We start from the raw sequence: 21,199 nt of genomic DNA on the forward strand, positions 1-21,199 counted from the left end.
CCAGTTTATGGCTGCATAGCTATTTGGTATTGTCCGGAGGATAGCCGCCTACCCGCCCAAAGTGCCGCTCGTGTTCGATTACCGCATCTGTACCAAAGGGGTGGCCGCCAAAACCATTCCGCATCATGGCAATAGACTTGGGTGATACTTGTTTGCTATCTCTTGAAGCAATTAACTGCATGACCGATTGGGCAATTACCGGAATGGATACCTCCATCTGCATAGCATCACTCACCAGCCAGTTTACCTCGCCGGTATCCTCCACATACGACGGTACATTGAAGCCCTGCTTTTCATCATATAACTGTTTCATTAACTCAATGAGCCACGAACGTATCACTGAACCATGATTCCAGGTGTGTAAAATATCGCTAATATCCAGCTTTTCGCGATAGTGGTCGAGCAGGGCCATACCCTCGCCTATGGCCTGCAGCATGCCAAACTCAATACCGTTGTGCACCAGTTTTACAAAATGCCCCGAGCCTGGTCCACCAGTGTGCGAATAACCATTAGGTACTGAGATATCTTTGAGTAAACCTTCTATCTGCCCTACGGCCTTGGCGTCGCCCCCAACCATAAAGCAAGCCCCATTGCGGGCACCGCTGATGCCGCCACTGGTACCGCAGTCAATAAAATATAAATTTTGCTCGGCCAGTTTTTCTGCTCTGCGGATAGAGTCGCCCCAATAAGAGTTGCCACCATCAATGATAATATCTTCAGGCGATAGCAATGGCACTAAGCTCTCAATTACCCCATCAATGGCTGGCCCGGCTGGGATATAGATAAAGATGCGGCGCGGCATGGGTAGCTGATCTACCAAACTTTGCAAATTATGCGATAGCACTAAATTTTCCTGTTCAATATCTGTGGGTAGGTGCTTATCGTATCCAATAATGGTGTAGCCTTTTTCAGCTGCTTGTAAAGCCAGATTGGCTCCCATTTTACCTAAACCAATAACGCCGTATATTTTGCTGTCCATGTTTTACAATTTGTTAGCATTACTACAATTAAGCTGTATTATAGATTGCCTTACGTATCTTTTTAAAGATCGCGCAGATTACCCCTCGTGCATCAATTAACTATAAGCGGAATAACAATGATTATCTTGACAATAAAGACACGAATACCACTTTTAAAATCACACCCTTAGTATTCATATAATTTGTTGATAACCAACCCAATGTTAACAAATAAATCATGCTTAATTAACGTTTATATGAATAAGTATCACTTATTTTTATAGACCCTAAAAAGGTCATATTTAACTAACCCAACATTTATTATTATGACCTGGAGAAAATTTAGCGGCGAAGTGCTGCAGACCCCCATTTTAAACGAAGTTGAAAATACCATTGAGCGCGAAACCAGTTTGGGCAACAAACTGAAAGTTTGCATTGGTACCGACTCGCAGGTAAAAGGTGCGATAACCGATTTTGCCACGGTAATTGTTTTTTTGCGCGAACAACGCGGCGGCTTTATGTACATACATCAGGAGCGCACCAGCAAAAAGATGAGCATTAAAGAGCGGATGCTGAATGAAGTACAAAAATCAATTGATATTGCTTACGAGCTCTGCGACCTGCTGGATTTGTATGATGTAGACCTTGAAGTACATGCCGATATTAACACGAACCCCATGTTTAAATCGAACCAGGCCCTGCACGAGGCTATGGGCTATATTTTAAGTATGGGCTTTGTATTTAAGGCTAAGCCCGAAGCTTTTGCCAGTTCTTATTGCGCCAATAAAATGGTACAATAAAGTACTATACTGCTTAATATTAAAACAGAATTGTTTGCAGTGTGTTAATGGGTTGTGAAAACTTACGAACGCCGCTGGGAACAATTTATGCCTATCAGTTTAGATGAGGCCTGGGACTTTTTTTCGTCGCCGCTAAACTTGCAAAAAATTACGCCGTCCGAAATGCGGTTTGTAGTTACATCACCTTACAGTGCCGATACCAAAATGTATGCAGGCATGATTATCACTTACAAAGTGACTCCGCTATTTGGTATCAAACTTAACTGGATGACTGAAATTACCCACGTGGAGGACAAAAAGTATTTTGTAGACGAACAGCGTTTTGGCCCTTATGCCTTGTGGCATCATCAGCATCATTTTAAAGAAGTGCCCGGCGGTGTGCTGATGACTGACATTTTAAACTATGCCATCGGATACGGACCAGCAGGACCTTTAGCCAACAAAATACTTGTTAAAAATAAAATTGAACAGATTTTTAGATACCGCAATAAGGCTATCGTAGATTTATTCGGCAAGTAATAAGTAATACTATACTAAAGCAGAGCCTTGAACGATGCCACGGCTTTCAATACGCTGATCAATAAAATACTGTATTTCCGATTTTTTCAGTTGCCAGTTGGGGGCAATCAGCAGTTCGCGGTCTGACAGGCCAAACAAGCGCTGTACCACAACATCTGGCCGTACCAGTGGTAACAGGTCACATAAAAAGTCGGCGTATTCATCCAGCGTAAAAAGCTTAAACGGCTCACGCTTATATTTTACCCCCATCACTGAACCTTCTACAATATGCAGGTGATGAAACTTTACAAATTTGATTTGCGGAAAGCGGTTAATTTCATCAGCATAACGCAGCATCATTTCGCGTGTTTCCCAAGGGAAGCCGAATATGGTATGTACGCAAATGTCCAGTTTGCTGTTTTCGACTAATTTGAGGGCTTTTATTAAATCATCGTGCGTACAGCCGCGGTTAATCTGGTTCAGGGTGTCGTTATAAATCGATTCCATACCCATTTCCAGGTCAACATCAAAGCGGTCAGTATAACTTTCGAGCAGGGCTATCTTTTCGGCATCAATACAATCTGGACGGGTACCCACCGATAGGCCTACAATGTTTTCGGGCTCAATGCTCAATGCCTCATCATATAACATTTTGAGGTAATGAGCAGGCGCGTAAGTATTGGTATTAGGTTGAAAGTAGATGATAAACTTATCAGCTTTGTTGCCTTTACGGGCACGCTCCATGCCCTGTATTACCTGCTCGCGCAGGGTAGGTGCCTTACGCGAAACTGACGGCGTAAAAGAATCTACGTTACAATAAGTACAACCGCCGTAGCCTTTAGAACCATCGCGGTTAGGGCAGGTAAAACCACCATCAACAATAACTTTAAATACCCGCTGCCCCTGGTATTTGTTACGCAGCCAGGCACCGTAATTATTATACCCTTTAACCCCTTGTTTTACTGTAGCTTCTGTTACTTGCATTGAAATTCAAAGATACGGCTTTTTAACGCGTTGCGCACCGTATCTTATTTTGAAATTACACTATGCTTATAAAAGCAATACTTGCCTAATAGCGCTTTTCTACTTTATCATAAAACCCACCGAACGAGTTATTTTTAACGGCATCTTCTTTAAAGAAATCACCCGGAAACCCTAATGGTATCCTGCTGATCTCGTCCAAGCGTTTTTTCTGCTCTTCATTCAGCGTTACATCTATGGTCTTTAGGTTTTGCTTTAACTGGTCAACCTTGGTAGCGCCAACAATGGGGATGCACGAAAAATTTTGCTGCATCATCCAGGCTAAAGCCACATGAGACGGGTCGGCTTGCAGTTCTTCAGCTATCGTCATTACCTCACGGGTAATGCGCTCTGCATTGGCATCCCTGCGGTTACTTTCCGGCTTTACGCGTCCGTTTTCGCCACGCAAATATTTACCGGTCAGGGCACCTCCGGCCAATGGCGCCCATGGAGTAACCGTCATCCCGTAATGCCGGGCCATTGGTATAAGTTCGCGCTCTGGCGTGCGCTGTATCAGGCTATACTCTACCTGTAAGGCAATAAACTGGCTCCAGCCCATCAGCTCGGCCAGGGTGTTACCTTTGGCCACCATCCAGGCGGGCGTATCGCTGATGGCAGCGTAGTTAATCTTGCCCTGACGTACCAAATCATCCAGGCCGCGTAAAACTTCGTCAATGGGCGTTATATCGTCCCATATGTGCAGGTATAACACATCTATGAAATCAGTTTTTAAACGCTTCAGGCTTTCCTCTACGCTGCGCATCATATTCTTGCGATTATTGCCCGATGCGTTGGGGTTAGTGGTATTATCCTTAAGGGTATATTTGGTAGCTACTGCAAAGTAATCACGGTCGTGCATGGCCAGGTAATCGCCTATTATTTTTTCGCTGGTGCCTAACTTGTAAACATTAGCCGTGTCCAAAAAATTTCCGCCGGCATCGGCATAGGCATCTAAAATATCAAAGCTGGTAGCGCGGTCGGCTCCCCATCCCCCCTCAGTGCCAAAACCCATGGTGCCCAAACATAACTCTGAAACCTTAAGGCCCGAACGACCCAATAATTTGTATTTCATAGATGATGACTCCCGTTAGCAGGAGTATTTAACAAAGTTAGAAAAAGCGGGTATCGGTGAAACGATAATTTGATAATTAAAAGGATAACTACAGGGTGACCGACGCAAAACATAATACGGCACTACTTGTAAAATATAGACTAATTGAACACGATATTATGAAAATTGTACATACCAAAGGCCAGGTGAATATTGATGACCTGACTGAGTTTTTACAGCGAGACTTGAACAGATTGTTCCAGGAGCGCAGGCAAGAGGATATCCAGATAGAAGTTGTTAGTAATGAGCAAGGCGTCCAGATAACCTGCCCGAGCTTATATGATAGTTTTTTGTTCGATATCCAATTGGTTGCAGACGATGAAATACACATCATAAAATCTGAACATTATACCGATGATGTGAACGTGCTTACACTGGAAGACATCATCAATAATCTTTTGATGAAATACCCGGGGAGAGAAGGTATAAGTTATATTGGAGAAGAATCATAAAACAGAACAGGCGCCCTGTTGAGCGCCTGTTCTGTTTATTATTTTAAAAACGATGTTCTTATCCGTGAATCCAGCTGAATTTATATTCTAACATCGGATTCTTCATTCTTTCTGCAATACGCATTAAACGATTGGGCAAACCAACAACATAGTCGCGGGCTTTTTCACCAGCTTCATTTAAATCAGATAATCCTTCAATCTGCCATTCTTCTATCAGGGTTTTCAAAATATCTACATAATCAACTGCAGTGTAAACTTCTAAACGTTGTGCAGCGTCTGTAAAGTGACCAAATGTTTGACCAATTTTTAAGCCAACTTCTCTTAAAAAATGAGCAGGCATCACAATCTTTTTGCGCATCATATCTTCAAAAGCGATCATGCACTCATTAGCATCAACCTCAAAAATCTTTCCAATAAAATGTTTATAAGCTTTAGCGTGGCGAGCTTCGTCAGAAGCTATCACACCACACATTTTGGATAACAATGTGTCACCATCTTTTTTAGCAAGAGACGCAACACGTCTGTGCGACACATTAGTTGCCATTTCCTGGAAAGAAGTATAAATAAAGTTGCGGTAAGGATCAGTGCCTGTACCGATGTCAAATCCATCAGCAATTAAGTATTGGGTAGAAACCTCCATAGCACGCATATTTACCCTTCCAGACAAGTACAAATATTTGTTTAACAAATCGCCGTGTCTGTTCTCTTCAGCCGTCCAATGACGCGTCCAGGTCATCCAACCACTATGCTGTTCCTTATCAACACCGTCAACCATGCTTAACCATGATTCATAAGTTGGCAACGCCTCTTCGGTAATTGTATCACCTATCAAAACCGCCATTAAATCATAAGATAAACCCTTGGCGCTTTCCTGAAGATCACGTATTTCTGAAAAAAAAGTGTCACGCGTAGAATCGGGGAGCAAATCTGATGGTTGCCAGATCTGATCTATGGGTTTAAGGAAGTCATTCATCTTCTCAAGCATATAAACTTCAATATGCTTCATAACCTCCCGGCGCTTCTCTTCAAAAAATCTCATAATTGTATTTGGGAGTAAAGCTAACTATAAATAACAACTTTTACACTAAGTATGCTAAAAGTTGACATCAATAGACGCTACTCAATTTGCTTAAATGGTTTGTTATTAACGATAAGCAAATATGCTGCCATATAAGGAAGCAGACAAAATTACATCCGGTTACGTGCTATTGAGAACAGAAGCTTATTGCGTGAATTTCATGTCGAGACCATTGAAACTTCTATATCTGACTGGCGCGTATTGAAACGCTGATATCTAATGTTTACCGTACTTATTCCTGATGTTGTAGTACCCATCCCGCCTCCCTTTCCTCCCGGGCGTATAAAACGCAAAAGCCCCTTGTCTACCAAAGACAAGGGGCTGATAAGCGAAAAGGATTGGGCGCCGACCTACTCTCCCACGTGTTACCGCAGTACCATCGGCTCAGGCGGGCTTAACTTCTCTGTTCGGAATGGGAAGAGGTGGACACCGCCGATATAGGCACCTGAATATTTTAATGTTGCTTTGGGTGGTTGGGTTATGGAGTTTTTCAACTATCTAACCATTCAACTACGGAACCAAGGTCAACAATGACATTGTATTGAAAGAAGTGATTGTTTGCGGGAAAACAACGGTGATTGTTGTTTTGATGGTTGGTGGTTTAACCGGAAAGGGTTAAACCACCGTTATCTGTTGTCGAAGAAAGCTTCGGGCAATTAGTATTACTCGGCTATGATGTCACCACCTTTACACCTGTAACCTATCAACGTGGTAGTCTACCACGACCCTCAATGGAAGTCTCATCTTGTGGCTAGTTTCGCACTTAGATGCTTTCAGCGCTTATCTATTCCAAGCGTAGCTACTCTGCAGTACAGCTGGCGCCATAACAGATTCACTAGAGGCTTGTCCAACCCGGTCCTCTCGTACTAAGGTCAGCCCCACTCAAACTTCCAACGCCCACAACAGATAGGGACCGAACTGTCTCGCGACGTTCTGAACCCAGCTCGCGTGCCACTTTAATCGGCGAACAGCCGAACCCTTGGGACCTTCTCCAGCCCCAGGATGTGACGAGCCGACATCGAGGTGCCAAACCTCCCCGTCGATATGAGCTCTTGGGGGAGATCAGCCTGTTATCCCCAGCGTACCTTTTATCCTTTGAGCGATGGCCCTTCCATGCAGAACCACCGGATCACTATATCCGTCTTTCGACCCTGCTCGGCTTGTCTGCCTCACAGTCAAGCAAGCTTATGCTATTGCACTCCACGTACGGTTACCAAGCGTACTGAGCTTACCTTTGAAAGCCTCCGTTACCTTTTTGGAGGCGACCACCCCAGTCAAACTACCCGCCAAACAATGTCCTCCGCTGTGCAGAGTTAGACACCAAATACAGAAAGGGCGGTATTTCAAGGTTGGCTCCATGAGTCCTGGCGAACCCACTTCGCTGCCTCCCGCCTATCCTACACATCCTGTATCCGATATCAATGTTAAGTTGTAGTGAAGGTGCATGGGGTCTTTCCGTCCCGTTGCGGGTAACCGGCGTCTTCACCGATACCACAATTTCACCGAGCTCATGGCTGAGACAGCGCCCAGATCGTTACACCATTCGTGCAGGTCGGAACTTACCCGACAAGGAATTTCGCTACCTTAGGACCGTTATAGTTACGGCCGCCGTTTACCGGGGCTTCGATTCAATGCTTCGCCTTGCGACTAACATCCCCTCTTAACCTTCCGGCACCGGGCAGGTGTCAGGCCTTATACGTCATCTTTCGATTTTGCAAAGCCATGTGTTTTTGTTAAACAGTCGCCTGGGCCTTTTCACTGCGGCTGCCATTGCTGACAGCGCCCCTTCTCCCGAAGTTACAGGGCCATTTTGCCGAGTTCCTTAGCCATGAATCACTCGAGCACCTTAGGATTCTCTCCTCGACTACCTGTGTCGGTTTACGGTACGGGTTTTGATAACCTGAAGCTTAGCAGGTTTTCTTGGAAGTCTGATTACCATCACTATCACGCCACCCGAAGGCTTTGTGTACTATCAGCTTTCAGCAAATCTGGCGTACTTTACTACCAAACCTATACCTACGGCCTTTAACGTTCTATTCCGTCAGAACGCGGATGTGTCACTACTCCGTCACTGCATCGCAGTTATCAAAAGTACGGGAATATTAACCCGTTGTCCATCGGAATCTCCACTCGGATTATCCTTAGGCCCCGACTAACCCTGATCCGATTAGCGTTGATCAGGAAACCTTAGTCTTTCGGTGGGCGGGTTTCTCTCCCGCCTTATCGTTACTTATGCCTACATTTGCTTTTCTACAATCTCCACATGCGCTTGTCGCGTCATGCTTCACTGACGGTAGAATGCTCCCCTACCAGTGTATATAAATATACAATCCATAGCTTCGGTATACTATTTAATGCCCGTTTATTATCCATGCCCGACCGCTCGACTAGTGAGCTGTTACGCACTCTTTAAATGAATGGCTGCTTCCAAGCCAACATCCTAGCTGTCTGTGCAGTCGGACCTCGTTAGTTCAACTTAATAGTAATTTGGGGACCTTAGCTGATGGTCTGGGTTCTTTCCCTCTCGGCCCTGGACCTTAGCACCCAGAGCCTCACTGCAGCGTATATTACTCAGCATTCGGAGTTTGTCTGGATTTGGTAGGATTTGACTCCCCCGCACCCAATCAGTAGCTCTACCTCTGTGTAACTTTACCGCCACGCTGTTCCTAAAAACATTTCGGGGAGTACGAGCTATTTCCCAGTTTGATTAGCCTTTCACCCCTACCCACAAATCATCCGGAAACTTTTCAACGTTTATCGGTTCGGTCCTCCAGTACCTGTTACGGCACCTTCAACCTGTCCATGGGTAGATCACAAGGTTTCGCGTCTACCTCCTCTGACTGCACGCCCTATTCAGACTCGCTTTCGCTTCGGCTTCGTGTCTTAAACACTTAACCTTGCCAGAGAAGAGTAACTCGTAGGCTCATTATGCAAAAGGCACGCCGTCACAGAACAAGTCTGCTCCGACCGCTTGTAAGCACACGGTTTCAGGTTCTATTTCACTCCCCTGTTCGGGGTTCTTTTCACCTTTCCCTCACGGTACTGGTTCACTATCGGTCTCTGGGTAGTATTTAGCCTTACCGGATGGTGCCGGCAGATTCCTACAGGGCGTCTCCGACCCCGCAGTACTCAGGATACTACTAGGTTATTTATTATTACGCGTACGCAGCTCTCATGCTCTATGGCGGGCCTTCCCATACCCTTCCGCTTCTGTTAAATATACCACATCGTAGTCCTACAACCCCCAACTTGCCGTAACAAATTGGGTTTGGGCTGTTTCCCTTTCGCTCGCCACTACTCAGGAAATCACTATTGTTTTCTCTTCCTCTGCTTACTTAGATGTTTCAGTTCAGCAGGTTTGCGCATTTATGCAATCCATCTTCAATGGATTAGGTTTCCCCATTCGGAAATCTGCGGATCAATTCATATTTGCTAATCCCCGCAGCTTATCGCAGCTTATCACGTCCTTCATCGCCTCCCAGAGCCAAGGCATCCCCCGTGTGCCCTTTCTTACTTTCTTCTATCTATACCGCTTTTGCTCGGTATGATATGTCTTTATGTTCGTTCGTTATTTGTATCGGGTATCAGGTAATTAGTATCAGGTATCAAAACTTGCATCCTGCTACTGCTACTTTATACTTGCTACTCCATACTTACAACGTCCTTCACTGTTGTTTTCTCGTTTACAATTACTTCTTCCAATATGTCAAAGAACTTTTGTTTTCATCTGTAGCGGAATCTCATATTCAATGATCCCTGTAGAAAACAGCGTGGAGAATAACGGATTCGAACCGTTGACCCCCTGCGTGCAAGGCAGGTGCTCTAGCCAGCTGAGCTAATTCCCCAAAAAGATGTCAACCCCTGTAGTAGTCCCGAGCAGATTTGAACTGCTGACCCCTACATTATCAGTGTAGTGCTCTAACCAAACTGAGCTACGAGACTTGGTGTTATTAATAACAGCCATCCCGCTTTCTCCTCTGTGTTGATTAGATAAAGCTTTCTGATATGGCTTCTTCTTCTGGGTTTTTCTTCCTCTTTTTCTTCTTTTACTTTAAGAATGACATGTGCGTAGCAGAATCCTTTACTTCCAGATTGCTTCCTTTTAGATCTCTTTCAGCCTTTAACGTTACTGGCCTTTATGGATACTGCTCCAGAAAGGAGGTATTCCAGCCGCACCTTCCGGTACGGCTACCTTGTTACGACTTAGCCCCAGTTACCGGTTTTACCCTAGGACGCTCCTTGCGGTTACATACTTCAGGTACCCCCAGCTTCCATGGCTTGACGGGCGGTGTGTACAAGGCCCGGGAACGTATTCACCGCGTCATTGCTGATACGCGATTACTAGCGAATCCAACTTCACGGGGTCGAGTTGCAGACCCCGATCCGAACTGTGAACAGCTTTTTGAGATTGGCATCCTGTTGCCAGGTAGCTGCCCTCTGTACTGCCCATTGTAGCACGTGTGTAGCCCCGGACGTAAGGGCCATGATGACTTGACGTCGTCCCCTCCTTCCTCTCTACTTGCGTAGGCAGTCTGTTTAGAGTCCCCACCTTAAATGCTGGCAACTAAACATAGGGGTTGCGCTCGTTGCGGGACTTAACCCAACACCTCACGGCACGAGCTGACGACAGCCATGCAGCACCTAGTTTCGTGTCCCGAAGGACTGATTCGTCTCTGAATCATTCACTAACTTTCAAGCCCGGGTAAGGTTCCTCGCGTATCATCGAATTAAACCACATGCTCCTCCGCTTGTGCGGGCCCCCGTCAATTCCTTTGAGTTTCACCCTTGCGGGCGTACTCCCCAGGTGGAATACTTAACGCTTTCGCTTAGACGCTGACCGTATATCGCCAACATCGAGTATTCATCGTTTAGGGCGTGGACTACCAGGGTATCTAATCCTGTTTGATCCCCACGCTTTCGTGCCTCAGTGTCAATCACACTTTAGTAAGCTGCCTTCGCAATCGGTGTTCTGTGACATATCTATGCATTTCACCGCTACTTGTCACATTCCGCCTACTTCAACTGTATTCAAGCCCATCAGTATCAAAGGCACTGCGATAGTTAAGCTACCGTCTTTCACCCCTGACTTAATAGGCCACCTACGCACCCTTTAAACCCAATAAATCCGGATAACGCTTGGATCCTCCGTATTACCGCGGCTGCTGGCACGGAGTTAGCCGATCCTTATTCTTACCGTACATTCAGCTCGATACTCGTATCAAGGTTTATTCCGGTACAAAAGCAGTTTACAACCCGTAGGGCCGTCTTCCTGCACGCGGCATGGCTGGTTCAGGCTTGCGCCCATTGACCAATATTCCTTACTGCTGCCTCCCGTAGGAGTCTGGTCCGTGTCTCAGTACCAGTGTGGGGGGTCATCCTCTCAGATCCCCTAGACATCGTCGCCTTGGTGGGCCGTTACCCCGCCAACTAGCTAATGTCCCGCATGCCCATCTTTATCCTATAAATATTTGATCAAACTATAATGCTATAACTTGATGTTATGCGGTGTTAATCTCTCTTTCGAGAGGCTATCCCCCTGATAAAGGTAGGTTACATACGTGTTACGCACCCGTGCGCCACTCTCATAAGCCCGAAAGCTTAATCCCGTCCGACTTGCATGTATTAGGCCTGCCGCTAGCGTTCATCCTGAGCCAGGATCAAACTCTCCATTGTAAAATGTTTTGTTTATGATCCAGACCCTATTACTCAAAATAGAAATCTGATTATTAATTGTATCTTTATACAGTATCCTAACCGTAACTAACTTCTGAGAAACTCTAAATGGTTTTCTTTTTCTTTCTTAGCAAAGATTAGTAGTTCCCTACCGCTCCCGCTACGCTACATGTTACTTCTTAAAAGAACTTTTCGCCTCGGTCTCTCACTCCGGCTTTATATCTGCTTACCACAACTGGTAAGTGACTTTCTAACTGTTTTCCCTATCTTCCGATTGGGAGTGCAAAGGTAATCATCTTTTCTACTTTAACAAAAAAAAGTTTTTCTTTTTTTTTGACCAGGTTTCGCTTGGTTTGCCAACCCCGTTTCGATTCAGTCTCGCCGGCTTAACGCCCTGCTTGCCTGATGATTACTTCCCGCTTTTCAATCTTCCCCGCTCATTGCGATTGGGAGTGCAAAGGTAAAAATAGTTTTCACTTTCTATGAAAAAAGTTCAATCTTTTTTTGAGGTTGTTTTTGAAGGCCGCTTTGCCGAACTTTCATGATTAAATATACTAATCACGTCTTAGTCTTTAAGCTTCGGCAAGTTCAGCTTTCGCTTTATTTACCTACCTCGTTCATTCCCGCTATCCTTTCAACTCACCCCCCCCCTTCCTTGCGATTGGGAGTGCAAAAGTAGCGTTTTTATCCTTCTTTGCAAAAACAACTTCGCTTTTTTATTGTTATTGCGCGGTTTGGACTGATTAGCAGAGCGATAAAGTTCCAACCCTATCGCTCTGGGGTACTTCGGAGCTTAAAACGAGAGTCTATATATATGTATGTTATATACATAACGAGTATTCGATGCCTTGCTCAGAGCTTATTGATTACACACAATTGTTAATTGTCAATCATGCTCTTACCTTTCGTCGGTTGTTTGTATAAGATGTTGACCTCAAGTTCGACCGGTTATAGCGAATTATTATAAAACCATCTCGTATATCCTGTATATACATTAATACAACATACATATAGCTACTCATATATCGACCGATTACATCAAATAGTTAAAAGATGTTAAATACGACAACGGCATACTTAACAACGCTACCCACCGTTTAATTTAGCGGTCAAATAATAATTGACTGATTTACATTATATAATTATCTTTGCAGGATGTTTAAAAAGCAACGTGCTATTATTGGTAGCCTGTTAATATCGTCGATACTTGTTGCCGGCAGCTGTAAAAGCAGCTACGAAAAGCTGAAAGCAAGTAATGACAGGGCTAAACAATACCAACAGGCCGTAAAATTCTACAACAAAAAAAATTACTCTAAAGCTTTAGAGCTTTTTGAGTTGTTAACTCCAAAATACCGGGGACTGAGCGAGGCGGAAGATTTATTTTATTATTACGCCTACGCTAATTACTATACTAAAGATTACACGTCGGCCCGTTATCACTTTAAAAACTTTGCCGATTTATACCCTACCAGTACCCGTGCAGAAGAATGCAGGTATATGCATGCTTATTGTTTTTACCTCGACTCGCCTAATGCTTCTTTAGACCAGGAAAATACCAGTAAGGCCATTGAGTCACTTCAGTTGTTTATTAATCTTTACCCTAAAAGTGAGCGTAGTACCGAGGCCAGCAAACTGATTCAAAATTTACGAGACAAGCTGGAAACTAAAGCTTACGAAAATGCAAAGCTTTATTTGGATATTGGCGACTACCTGTCGGCAGTAATGGCATTTAATAATGCATTACGCGACTATCCGGATACTAAATATGCCGAAGAAATGGAGTTTCTAATTGTAAGGGCTCAATATCTGTACGCCAAAAACAGTAATCAGTTACGCCAGGAAGAACGTTTTACCCAGACTATGACGTATGCAGACCAGTTCACCGAAAAATATGCCAACAGTAAATACGCAAGAGAAGCTACCGATTATCGTAAAGATAGCGAGCGCGGTATTGTAAGCGCCAAACGGTATTTAGCCGAGTTAGCTGCCGAAGGCAAGCTGGCCAAGAAATTGGCCGATCGGGATACTGCAAAAGCACCGCAACAACAGTCTATTCAAGATAAACATAACCAAAGAAGTCCGCAACAATAAAAATATATACATGAGCAACGCCATCAATAATAAGCCCACTGTGGCCAGCAGCACCGTAACCCGCGATTTACGCGACCTGGACAAAACAACAAATAACTTGTACGAGTCTATTGTGGTGATGTCTAAACGTGCCAACCAAATTTCTAACAATATTAAAGAAGAGTTACACCAGAAGCTTTCTGAGTTCGCTTCTTCGAATGATAACCTGGAAGAAGTTTTTGAAAACCGCGAGCAAATCGAAATTTCTAAACACTATGAGCGTTTGCCTAAACCTACTTTGGTGGCCGTTCAGGAGTTTTTAGAAAACAAAGTTTACTTCCGTAACCCTAACAAAGAATAGTTATCGTACGTTGATATAAAGAAGCCGGCTCTTAAACAGCCGGCTTTTTTGTTTGTCTTAATTGTTGTTCTCTTCGTTGTTGTTGTATTTAATGTACAACTCCTCCACCAACACCATTGTGATGGCTAACAAAGGTGTAGCCAGTATTATACCCAATGCGCCCGACAAAGTGCCCATTAGCAATTGCGCTATAATGAGCAGTGCCGGCGGCAAGTTAATCATGCGGCGCTGAATAGTAGGTGTGATGATATTACTTTCTAACGTTTGTATTAAAATATACAATGCCGCTACAATGATGGCTGTTTGGGTGCTATCAACAAAGCCGAGCAGCACGGCCGGCACCATGGCCATTAACGGTCCAAAGTTGGGTATAAAGTTAAGGATGCCCGCAATTACAGCCAGTGCTAACGCCATAGGTATACCGATTATACTTAAACCAATAAATGTGAGTACAGCTATTAAAACCATGGCAATCATCATCCCTTTAAGCCAACCTTTTAGCACAAAGCTCAAACGGTCAATCACCTGCTTGGCTTTAGGCTGTCCCCTTTTAGGAACCAGGTTTACAATACCATTTTTATATAATGATGGGCTAACGGTAAAAAATATGCCTAAAAATATGATAATGTATATATCGCCCAGTACCCCAAAGCTGGTACGGAAAAAGTTTTGTGCTGTGGTCACTACTTTTTGCGAGTCATCTCCAGATATCTTATCCAGCATTTTGGCACCTAAGGGATACTGCCTTATTTGGTTTTGCAACTTTTGAACTAAAGCCGGAAAATCCTGACTTAACGAACTTACCTGTTGCTGAATTTTTGTACCCATAAACCAAAACAGTAAGCCAACAATAATAAAGGTGCCAATTACCGAAATTAACATACAGGCGCGCCGGCCAAGCGGCGTATACCGTTCAATAACATCGGCCAGGCCGTTAAAATATACAGCAATCAGGGTGCCTGCCAATACCATAAGCAGTACATTAAAAGCCACTTTTACAATTAAGATAACAATAGCCAACAAGGCTACGATACCGGCCGCAATAAATACACGCTTGATATACAGATTATTACTTTCGGGAGAGTTATTTTCGGTCGAAATCATACCCTATTTAAGAAATCAACAACTTTATTGTTTGACGCTAATTTGAGTAACAACAGCGAATACATAAGTCACAGCTTAAGCATACCTTGCAATTTGTTGTTTGTTTAGACAATAATTTCCAATCTTTGCGAGGTCAAAACTTTTAGTTATAGACTATAACCAAACAGATTATGCACTACGAACTTAATAGCATTCCGGAACGTACCGAAAAACCCCGCGAAAGCGGAATGACCATGGTGATGGATAAAGGTTTAAGCTTGCGCCAAGCCGAAGACTTTTTGGAGGTTTCGGGCATTTATACCGATATTATTAAACTAGGATGGGCAACGTCTTATGTTACTCCTAACTTACAAGAAAAGCTTAATCTTTACAGGCAGGCAGGTATTCCTTTCTATTTTGGCGGTACATTGTTTGAGGCTTTCATTGTGCGTAACCAGTATGATGACTACTGCCGCATGCTGGATAAATTTGGATTAGAGTACGCCGAAGTATCTGACGGCTCAATTACCATTGAGCACGATCTTAAATGTGAATACATCCGCAAACTCAGCGAGCGTATTACGGTGATATCAGAAGTAGGTTCTAAAGACGTTCAAAAGATATTTGCACCCTACAAGTGGATCCAGTTGATGAAAGCTGAATTGGAAGCAGGATCTTACAAAGTAATTGCCGAAGCACGCGAAAGCGGCAACGTAGGTATTTACCGCGACTCGGGCGAAGTTAGACAAGGCCTGGTAGATGAAATACTAACCCAAATACCTGCCGATAAAATTATATGGGAGGCTCCGCAAAAAGCACAACAGGTTTGGTTTATTAAATTGCTGGGCAGTAACGTAAATTTAGGCAACATCGCTCCTGCAGATATGATTCCGTTGGAAACTTTGCGCCTGGGATTACGCAGCGATACTTTCGACCATTTCTTAAATCAATAACAGGTGTTGCCTGTTACGGATTAAAAAGGCACCTTCGAATAAAATTATTGATTAGCCATGGCCATAAAACAATACGGATTAATTGGGTATCCGCTCACGCATTCTTTTTCCAAAAAATACTTTACCGAAAAATTTGAGCAGGAAAAGATTGAAGACCATGTTTACGACCTCTACGAGATTAAAAACCTGAGCGACTTTCCCGAACTATTGCGTGCTAATCCGGGCCTTTGCGGCCTAAACGTTACCGTGCCGCATAAAATCGGCGTTATGTTTTATTTGGATTGGGTACACCCCGAAGCTAAAGAAGTAGATGCTGTAAACTGCATACGCATCACTTCCGAAAGCCCGATAGCGGCTGCATTTTCGGGCGAAGTAGGGATTAAGGATCATGAGTTCAGGCTGGAAGGTTTTAATACCGACGTTTATGGTTTCGAAATGTCGCTTAAACCGTTATTAGGCTCACAACATACACAAGCTTTGGTATTGGGCACCGGTGGTGCATCACGTGCGGTAAAATATGTATTAAATAAATTAAATATTTATACCAGGTTTGCATCGCGCCAGCAAGAGGCAGACCATATCGTATACCAAGACCTGACGCCCGAAATTATCTCCAAATATAAGCTTATCATCAATACTACACCGCTGGGCATGGCGCCCGATACAGATAAATGTCCTGATATTCCTTATGGAGCTTTAACATCCGAGCATTTACTTTATGACTTAATTTACAATCCGGCCGAAACCCTGTTTTTGAAAAAAGGACGTGAACAGGGTGCTGTTACGAAGAATGGATATGAGATGCTATTGCTGCAGGCAGAAAAATCGTGGGAAATATGGACCTCCAGAGAACAAAACCCATGAAAATATTTGCGGTAATATGGATATGCCTGGCAGCCGGCCTCACCGCTTGTGAGCAAAAAGCCGAATACTCGCCTAAGCCACGCGGATATTATCGCATCTACTTCCCCAAACGGGAGTACAAGCAATATGAGTCTGACTGTGCCTACACATTTACCTACCCTACTTATGCCAAGGTAGAGCCCGACAATGCACCCGGAGCCAAGCCTTGCTGGATTAACCTGCAGTTACCACAGTTTAACGGCACGCTGCATTTAAGTTACCAGCCCATTACTTCAAAAAAAGTGTTTGATGCTTTAATTGAGGATGCCCATACTTTTGCCTTTAAGCACACCGTTAAAGCTACGTCTATTGACGAAGGAATTATCCGCTACCCCGACCGCAAGGTATATGGCATATACTATACCATTGATGGCAACGCAGCGTCATCAGCTCAGTTTTTTTTAACAGACAGCACCCGCCACTATCTGCGCGGGGCCCTGTACTTTAATACCGAGCCCAAGCTTGATTCTATACAGCCGGTGCTCAACTTTGTAAAAAAAGATATGGCTGTTTTAATCAAGAGTTTCCGGTGGAAGACTGATGGCAAGCCCTAATTTCTCTAAGTAAAGCTTAACTCTATCTACTCCACTATAATTTATAGCTTTGCGTATGGCTACAATACAGGCATTTCCTAATAACCCTTATCAAGAAAACACTTATCTACTATATGATGATAGCGGCGAATGCGCTATTATCGATCCGGGTATGTATACCGCTGCCGAGCAAAATGCAGTAGTAAATTTTATTGCCCAACACCAGTTAAAGCCGGTAATGCTGCTTAATACCCATTGCCATATAGACCATGTATTGGGTAACAAATTTATTTTTGACCAATACGGCTTAAAGCCGCAATTTCATCAAGGCGAGATGATAGTGTTAGAAGCTATGCCCGTTTGGGCGCAGCAGTCGGGTATACGTTATGAATTGTCGCCCCTGCCTGATACCTATTTGCCGGAGAGCGGTACTATATCATTCGGTAATACTACACTGCAACTAATATTTGCTCCGGGCCACTCGCCTGCTCATTTGTGTTTTTACAGTGAGGCCGACCAGTTACTGGTAGGCGGTGATGTACTCTTTAGAGGCAGCATTGGCCGTACGGATTTACCGGGTGGTAATCATACGCAACTCATCAACAACATACAACAAAAGCTTTTTGTATTATCTGATGATTGTACCGTATATCCGGGACATGGCCCCGAAACTACCATCGGCTTCGAAAAGGCGACTAATCCATTCTTTTAACGTACCAGGCACTTAACCTTACAACCTGGTAAACAAAATAGTATCTTATTTTGTCCGTTAGATGATGAGCGGTTTAACCATAGATACTCAGCCTTAAAATTTGTAATTCCGGTTTATTGCAGCAGCAACATTTTATCATATTGCATATAATTTTATAAAAGCCCTTGAACACCTCGATTTATATAGCGCAACGATATCTTTTTTCGCGCAAAAAGATGCATGCCATCAATATCATTTCGGGCATATCTATGCTGGGTGTGTTTGTGGGCAGTGCAGCGCTCGTAATTATTCTGTCGGTTTTTAATGGCTTCGAAAAGGTTATCCTTTCGTTATACAGCAATTTTACACCCGAAATAAAAATAGAGCCGGCGCAGGGTAAAACCTTCAATCCTAATACCGCTTACTTTAATCAGCTCAGTCACAACCAGGCACTTTTTTCATATACCCAAACTCTGCAAGAAAAAGCACTCATCCGTTACGGCGACCGCCAGTTTATAGGAACGCTCCGCGGCGTAAGCAAAGACTTTTTAAAAAATCCGCAGTTGGATAGCACCATCCAAAATGGCTCTTTTACGCTAAATGTTGCCGGCAACCCATTTGTGGTAATTGGCGCTACTGTACAAAACAGTTTGGGGGTAAATATTAATAACCCGATGGCACAGCTGCAAATTTATTCGCCGCGCCGTAAAGTAATTAATGCCGTAAACCCGGAGGATGAGTTTGTGAGGCGTGGCATAAACGTATCGGGTATCTTCTCCATCCAGCAAGATTTTGATGATATTGTGGTAGCCCCCTTAACCTTTACCCGCGACCTGCTTGACGAACCCACTGATGTTTCATCCATCGAGCTTAACTTTAAAAAAGGCACTAATATTAACCAGCAGCAAGAGGCTATTCAGGAAAAATTGGGCAACGGCTTTTTAGTAAAAAACAGGTTTGAACAAAATACCGAGCTTTATAAAACACTGAAAACCGAACGCTGGTCGGTATTTTTGATATTGGTTTTTATATTGATTATTGCCATTTTTAACATCATTGGCTCTTTAACCATGCTGGTGATTGATAAACGTAAAGATATTGCCATACTCACCAGCCTGGGTGCAGGCAAACCACTTATACAAGGCATCTTCTTTTTTGAAGGCATGATGATTTCCATCTCAGGGTGCGTATTGGGGATGCTGGCCGGCCTTATTTTTTGCGTATTGCAACAGCAATACGGCTTTATTAAAATGGGCGGACAGATGATGGTGATTGACGCTTATCCAATCCACTTAAAAATTTACGACTTTGTTATCGTATTTTTAACCGTGAGCGGCATTGCCGTTATTGCATCGGGCGTTAGTGCACGCTTAAGCGTAAAAGGGTTAGACGAAATTAAACAGGATTTATAACTTTGTAACATGCAGTACAGGTTTGTAAAATTGATGGTGATAATGCTGGCAGTAATTTGCTGCTCCTGTAAACGCAACCTTAAATCAAACGGGCAAGGTGAAGTATTTAAAGGCTTGTACAGCTTTGGCCCCGAAATTAAATCGTTTAAAAATTGTGATGACACCCACGAATACTGGGTAGCCGACAGCTCGGCACAATTAGAGCTGCAATATTCACAAATGAACTTCGAGAAACCCTATGAGCCGGTATACGTGGAGGTGGAAGGCGAAAAAATACCATCAGGCAACGATGGTCAGGGCTCGGAGTATGATAGCACGCTGGTAGTACGTAAGGTGCTCAAAATCACAAAAGAAATACCGCAGGATTTGTGTAATTAAAGTCATTAACCGCTTCAGGTTTTACCCGATGGATACTTTATAGTACCTGCCGTAAAACCAAACAGCTGTTTTTGCCTTTAACATTGGAGCGTTTCGCTTTAACCTGTTTCACTCCCCTAAAAGAGATTACAATGGAATCAAAACGTCAACAAAAATTTGCCGGTGTTTTACAACAAGACCTGGCCGCTATATTTCAGCGCGAAGGCATGAGCTTTTTGCCTAATACACTGGTAACTATAACCAAGGTACGCGTAACGCCAGATTTAGCCATAGCCCGTGTGTTTTTAAGTTTCTTTAACAATACCAACACGCAGCAGTCATTACAAACGGTTAAATCGCATGCTTCCGAGATCAGGTATAAACTTGGCGCACGTATTAAAGATCAGGTAAGGGTAATACCCCAGCTTGAGTTCTTTGTGGACGACACCAACGAATACGTAGAGCGTATGGACAAAATTTTTGATAAAATAAGCAAAGAACCACGCCAAAGCGACGAAGGTCAGGAATAAGCATGGACAGGCACGGGCAATTAGCCAGCTTTATACAAAACCACCCTAACCAGATAGGTAAGGTGGTAGATATTGACTTGGCTAGTGATCGCCTTTTGGCATTAGACTTTACCGAAAATAACCTGCAGCTTACAGCTGATGAAGTAGCAGACACGCCCAGGTTTAGTGCCTGGGTAAACCGTAAGCTGGCGGAAAGCGGTTGCCGCTATGGTATAGGCGGATACTTTGAACACCGCACTTTATATGCCCGTAGCAGCCTGTTTAACACAACGGATACCGAACCGCGCCGTTTACATTTAGGTACAGATATTTGGGGACCTGCCCATACTCCGGTTTACGCGCCTTTAGCCGGCAAAGTGCATAGTTTTCAGGATAATGATAATTTTGGTGATTATGGCCCAACCATTATATTGAAACATGATTTAAACGGGCTGGCACTTTACACCCTTTATGGCCACCTGAATCGTGCTGCATTACAGGACTTGGCTGTAGGTAAGCCTATAGGTTTAAACCAACAGATTGCCTGCTTTGGGCACGAAGATGAAAATGGCCATTGGCCGCCGCACTTGCATTTTCAGCTGATGTTTGATATGCAGGGCTTAGCTGGGGATTACCCCGGTGTGTGCCGGTATTCTGAAAAAGATAGTTACCAGAAAAATATTCCCGATCCAGATTTAATTTTACAATTTTCAAAAGCAACTATAATGTGATTAGA

General features: G+C 43.8%; 18 protein-coding genes, 2 tRNA genes and 3 rRNA genes. 13 read left to right on the forward strand and 10 right to left on the reverse strand.

Annotation, left to right across the window (positions count from 1 at the left end; translation table 11 throughout):
- Positions 1-19: 19 nt before the first annotated feature.
- On the reverse strand, positions 20-979 hold the full coding sequence (locus tag AAGR14_RS21230) for an NADP-dependent phosphogluconate dehydrogenase (RefSeq protein WP_342646252.1): 960 nt from the start codon (positions 977-979) through the stop codon (positions 20-22).
- Between the two features lie 306 nt (positions 980-1,285).
- Between AAGR14_RS21230 and AAGR14_RS21235 the strand changes: the two genes are divergently transcribed.
- Both AAGR14_RS21235 and AAGR14_RS21240 read left to right on the forward strand, forming a co-directional pair.
- On the forward strand, positions 1,286-1,759 hold the full coding sequence (locus AAGR14_RS21235; protein WP_342646253.1) for a ribonuclease H-like YkuK family protein: 474 nt from the start codon (positions 1,286-1,288) through the stop codon (positions 1,757-1,759).
- 54 nt (positions 1,760-1,813) lie between these two features.
- Positions 1,814-2,278 carry an SRPBCC family protein gene (locus tag AAGR14_RS21240; RefSeq protein WP_342646254.1) on the forward strand — a complete coding sequence of 155 codons (465 nt, stop codon included), beginning with the start codon at positions 1,814-1,816 and terminating at the stop codon, positions 2,276-2,278.
- A gap of 9 nt (positions 2,279-2,287) precedes the next feature.
- Here the strand turns inward: AAGR14_RS21240 and AAGR14_RS21245 are convergent, their stop codons facing one another.
- Both AAGR14_RS21245 and AAGR14_RS21250 read right to left on the reverse strand, forming a co-directional pair.
- Complete coding sequence (locus AAGR14_RS21245; RefSeq protein ID WP_342646255.1) at positions 2,288-3,241, reverse strand: TIGR01212 family radical SAM protein; 954 nt, start codon at positions 3,239-3,241, stop codon at positions 2,288-2,290.
- Between the two features lie 85 nt (positions 3,242-3,326).
- On the reverse strand, positions 3,327-4,349 hold the full coding sequence (locus tag AAGR14_RS21250) for an aldo/keto reductase (protein ID WP_342646256.1): 1,023 nt from the start codon (positions 4,347-4,349) through the stop codon (positions 3,327-3,329).
- A 158-nt stretch (positions 4,350-4,507) separates the two neighbouring features.
- On the opposite strand from AAGR14_RS21250, the gene AAGR14_RS21255 reads away from it, so the two are divergent.
- Positions 4,508-4,840, forward strand: a complete 333-nt coding sequence (locus AAGR14_RS21255; RefSeq protein WP_342646257.1) for a hypothetical protein — start codon at positions 4,508-4,510, stop codon at positions 4,838-4,840.
- A gap of 58 nt (positions 4,841-4,898) precedes the next feature.
- On the opposite strand, the gene AAGR14_RS21260 is transcribed toward AAGR14_RS21255, so the two are convergent.
- From AAGR14_RS21260 to AAGR14_RS21285, 6 genes are all read right to left on the reverse strand, one after another.
- Positions 4,899-5,879, reverse strand: a complete 981-nt coding sequence (locus AAGR14_RS21260; protein WP_342646258.1) for an acyl-ACP desaturase — start codon at positions 5,877-5,879, stop codon at positions 4,899-4,901.
- A 376-nt stretch (positions 5,880-6,255) separates the two neighbouring features.
- Positions 6,256-6,367: ribosomal RNA gene (rrf, locus tag AAGR14_RS21265) — 5S ribosomal RNA — on the reverse strand.
- A 187-nt stretch (positions 6,368-6,554) separates the two neighbouring features.
- Positions 6,555-9,439, reverse strand: a 23S ribosomal RNA gene (locus tag AAGR14_RS21270).
- A gap of 250 nt (positions 9,440-9,689) precedes the next feature.
- Positions 9,690-9,763 (reverse strand) — tRNA-Ala (locus tag AAGR14_RS21275).
- A gap of 22 nt (positions 9,764-9,785) precedes the next feature.
- A tRNA-Ile gene (locus tag AAGR14_RS21280) sits at positions 9,786-9,860 on the reverse strand.
- Between the two features lie 212 nt (positions 9,861-10,072).
- Positions 10,073-11,591, reverse strand: a 16S ribosomal RNA gene (locus AAGR14_RS21285).
- The 16S, 23S and 5S rRNA genes sit together here with 2 tRNA genes alongside, the layout of an rRNA operon.
- A 1,155-nt stretch (positions 11,592-12,746) precedes the next feature.
- On the opposite strand from AAGR14_RS21285, the gene bamD reads away from it, so the two are divergent.
- Both bamD and AAGR14_RS21295 read left to right on the forward strand, forming a co-directional pair.
- Complete coding sequence (bamD, locus tag AAGR14_RS21290; protein ID WP_342646259.1) at positions 12,747-13,682, forward strand: outer membrane protein assembly factor BamD; 936 nt, start codon at positions 12,747-12,749, stop codon at positions 13,680-13,682.
- Positions 13,683-13,692: 10 nt separating this feature from the next.
- The gene (locus AAGR14_RS21295) at positions 13,693-14,022 is read left to right on the forward strand and encodes a DNA-directed RNA polymerase subunit omega (RefSeq protein ID WP_342646260.1); all 330 of its coding nucleotides are present in this window, start codon (positions 13,693-13,695) and stop codon (positions 14,020-14,022) included.
- Between the two features lie 57 nt (positions 14,023-14,079).
- On the opposite strand, the gene AAGR14_RS21300 is transcribed toward AAGR14_RS21295, so the two are convergent.
- Positions 14,080-15,126, reverse strand: a complete 1,047-nt coding sequence (locus AAGR14_RS21300; RefSeq protein WP_342646261.1) for an AI-2E family transporter — start codon at positions 15,124-15,126, stop codon at positions 14,080-14,082.
- A 170-nt stretch (positions 15,127-15,296) separates the two neighbouring features.
- Here AAGR14_RS21300 and AAGR14_RS21305 point away from each other — a divergent pair, with 170 nt between their 5' ends.
- From AAGR14_RS21305 to AAGR14_RS21340, 8 genes are all read left to right on the forward strand, one after another.
- Positions 15,297-16,058, forward strand: a complete 762-nt coding sequence (locus AAGR14_RS21305; protein ID WP_342646262.1) for a phosphosulfolactate synthase — start codon at positions 15,297-15,299, stop codon at positions 16,056-16,058.
- A 57-nt stretch (positions 16,059-16,115) separates the two neighbouring features.
- Positions 16,116-16,922: a shikimate dehydrogenase gene (locus AAGR14_RS21310; RefSeq protein ID WP_342646263.1), complete on the forward strand. Its 807-nt coding sequence runs from the start codon at positions 16,116-16,118 to the stop codon at positions 16,920-16,922.
- Entirely contained in the window at positions 16,919-17,515 is a 597-nt protein-coding gene (gene gldD, locus AAGR14_RS21315; protein ID WP_342646264.1) for a gliding motility lipoprotein GldD, read from the forward strand. The genes AAGR14_RS21310 and gldD overlap by 4 nt, the downstream gene beginning before the upstream one ends.
- A 55-nt stretch (positions 17,516-17,570) precedes the next feature.
- Positions 17,571-18,206 carry an MBL fold metallo-hydrolase gene (locus AAGR14_RS21320; protein WP_342646265.1) on the forward strand — a complete coding sequence of 212 codons (636 nt, stop codon included), beginning with the start codon at positions 17,571-17,573 and terminating at the stop codon, positions 18,204-18,206.
- Positions 18,207-18,370: 164 nt separating this feature from the next.
- Positions 18,371-19,597 (forward strand): ABC transporter permease, encoded by a 1,227-nt coding sequence (locus tag AAGR14_RS21325; RefSeq protein ID WP_342646266.1) that lies wholly within the window; start codon positions 18,371-18,373, stop codon positions 19,595-19,597.
- A 9-nt stretch (positions 19,598-19,606) separates the two neighbouring features.
- On the forward strand, positions 19,607-19,975 hold the full coding sequence (locus AAGR14_RS21330; protein ID WP_342646267.1) for a hypothetical protein: 369 nt from the start codon (positions 19,607-19,609) through the stop codon (positions 19,973-19,975).
- Between the two features lie 131 nt (positions 19,976-20,106).
- A complete protein-coding gene (gene rbfA, locus AAGR14_RS21335) occupies positions 20,107-20,484 on the forward strand; it encodes a 30S ribosome-binding factor RbfA (protein ID WP_342646268.1) in 378 nt (125 codons plus the stop codon).
- A gap of 2 nt (positions 20,485-20,486) precedes the next feature.
- Positions 20,487-21,194: a peptidoglycan DD-metalloendopeptidase family protein gene (locus tag AAGR14_RS21340; RefSeq protein ID WP_342646269.1), complete on the forward strand. Its 708-nt coding sequence runs from the start codon at positions 20,487-20,489 to the stop codon at positions 21,192-21,194.
- Positions 21,195-21,199: the final 5 nt, after the last annotated feature.

The sequence above is a fragment of the Mucilaginibacter sp. CSA2-8R genome (assembly GCF_038806765.1).
Lineage (GTDB): Bacteria > Bacteroidota > Bacteroidia > Sphingobacteriales > Sphingobacteriaceae > Mucilaginibacter.

Excerpts from the sequence above, each read along its gene's own strand:
- AAGR14_RS21230 (WP_342646252.1), bottom strand. The coding sequence starts at position 979 with ATGGACAGCAAAATATACGGCGTTATTGGTTTAGGTAAAATGGGAGCC.
- AAGR14_RS21235 (WP_342646253.1), top strand. The coding sequence starts at position 1,286 with ATGACCTGGAGAAAATTTAGCGGCGAAGTGCTGCAGACCCCCATTTTA.
- AAGR14_RS21245 (WP_342646255.1), bottom strand. The coding sequence starts at position 3,241 with ATGCAAGTAACAGAAGCTACAGTAAAACAAGGGGTTAAAGGGTATAAT.
- AAGR14_RS21250 (WP_342646256.1), bottom strand. The coding sequence starts at position 4,349 with ATGAAATACAAATTATTGGGTCGTTCGGGCCTTAAGGTTTCAGAGTTA.
- AAGR14_RS21255 (WP_342646257.1), top strand. The coding sequence starts at position 4,508 with ATGAAAATTGTACATACCAAAGGCCAGGTGAATATTGATGACCTGACT.
- AAGR14_RS21260 (WP_342646258.1), bottom strand. The coding sequence starts at position 5,879 with ATGAGATTTTTTGAAGAGAAGCGCCGGGAGGTTATGAAGCATATTGAA.
- bamD (WP_342646259.1), top strand. The coding sequence starts at position 12,747 with ATGTTTAAAAAGCAACGTGCTATTATTGGTAGCCTGTTAATATCGTCG.
- AAGR14_RS21295 (WP_342646260.1), top strand. The coding sequence starts at position 13,693 with ATGAGCAACGCCATCAATAATAAGCCCACTGTGGCCAGCAGCACCGTA.
- AAGR14_RS21300 (WP_342646261.1), bottom strand. The coding sequence starts at position 15,126 with ATGATTTCGACCGAAAATAACTCTCCCGAAAGTAATAATCTGTATATC.
- AAGR14_RS21305 (WP_342646262.1), top strand. The coding sequence starts at position 15,297 with ATGCACTACGAACTTAATAGCATTCCGGAACGTACCGAAAAACCCCGC.
- AAGR14_RS21310 (WP_342646263.1), top strand. The coding sequence starts at position 16,116 with ATGGCCATAAAACAATACGGATTAATTGGGTATCCGCTCACGCATTCT.
- gldD (WP_342646264.1), top strand. The coding sequence starts at position 16,919 with ATGAAAATATTTGCGGTAATATGGATATGCCTGGCAGCCGGCCTCACC.
- AAGR14_RS21320 (WP_342646265.1), top strand. The coding sequence starts at position 17,571 with ATGGCTACAATACAGGCATTTCCTAATAACCCTTATCAAGAAAACACT.
- AAGR14_RS21330 (WP_342646267.1), top strand. The coding sequence starts at position 19,607 with ATGCAGTACAGGTTTGTAAAATTGATGGTGATAATGCTGGCAGTAATT.
- rbfA (WP_342646268.1), top strand. The coding sequence starts at position 20,107 with ATGGAATCAAAACGTCAACAAAAATTTGCCGGTGTTTTACAACAAGAC.
- AAGR14_RS21340 (WP_342646269.1), top strand. The coding sequence starts at position 20,487 with ATGGACAGGCACGGGCAATTAGCCAGCTTTATACAAAACCACCCTAAC.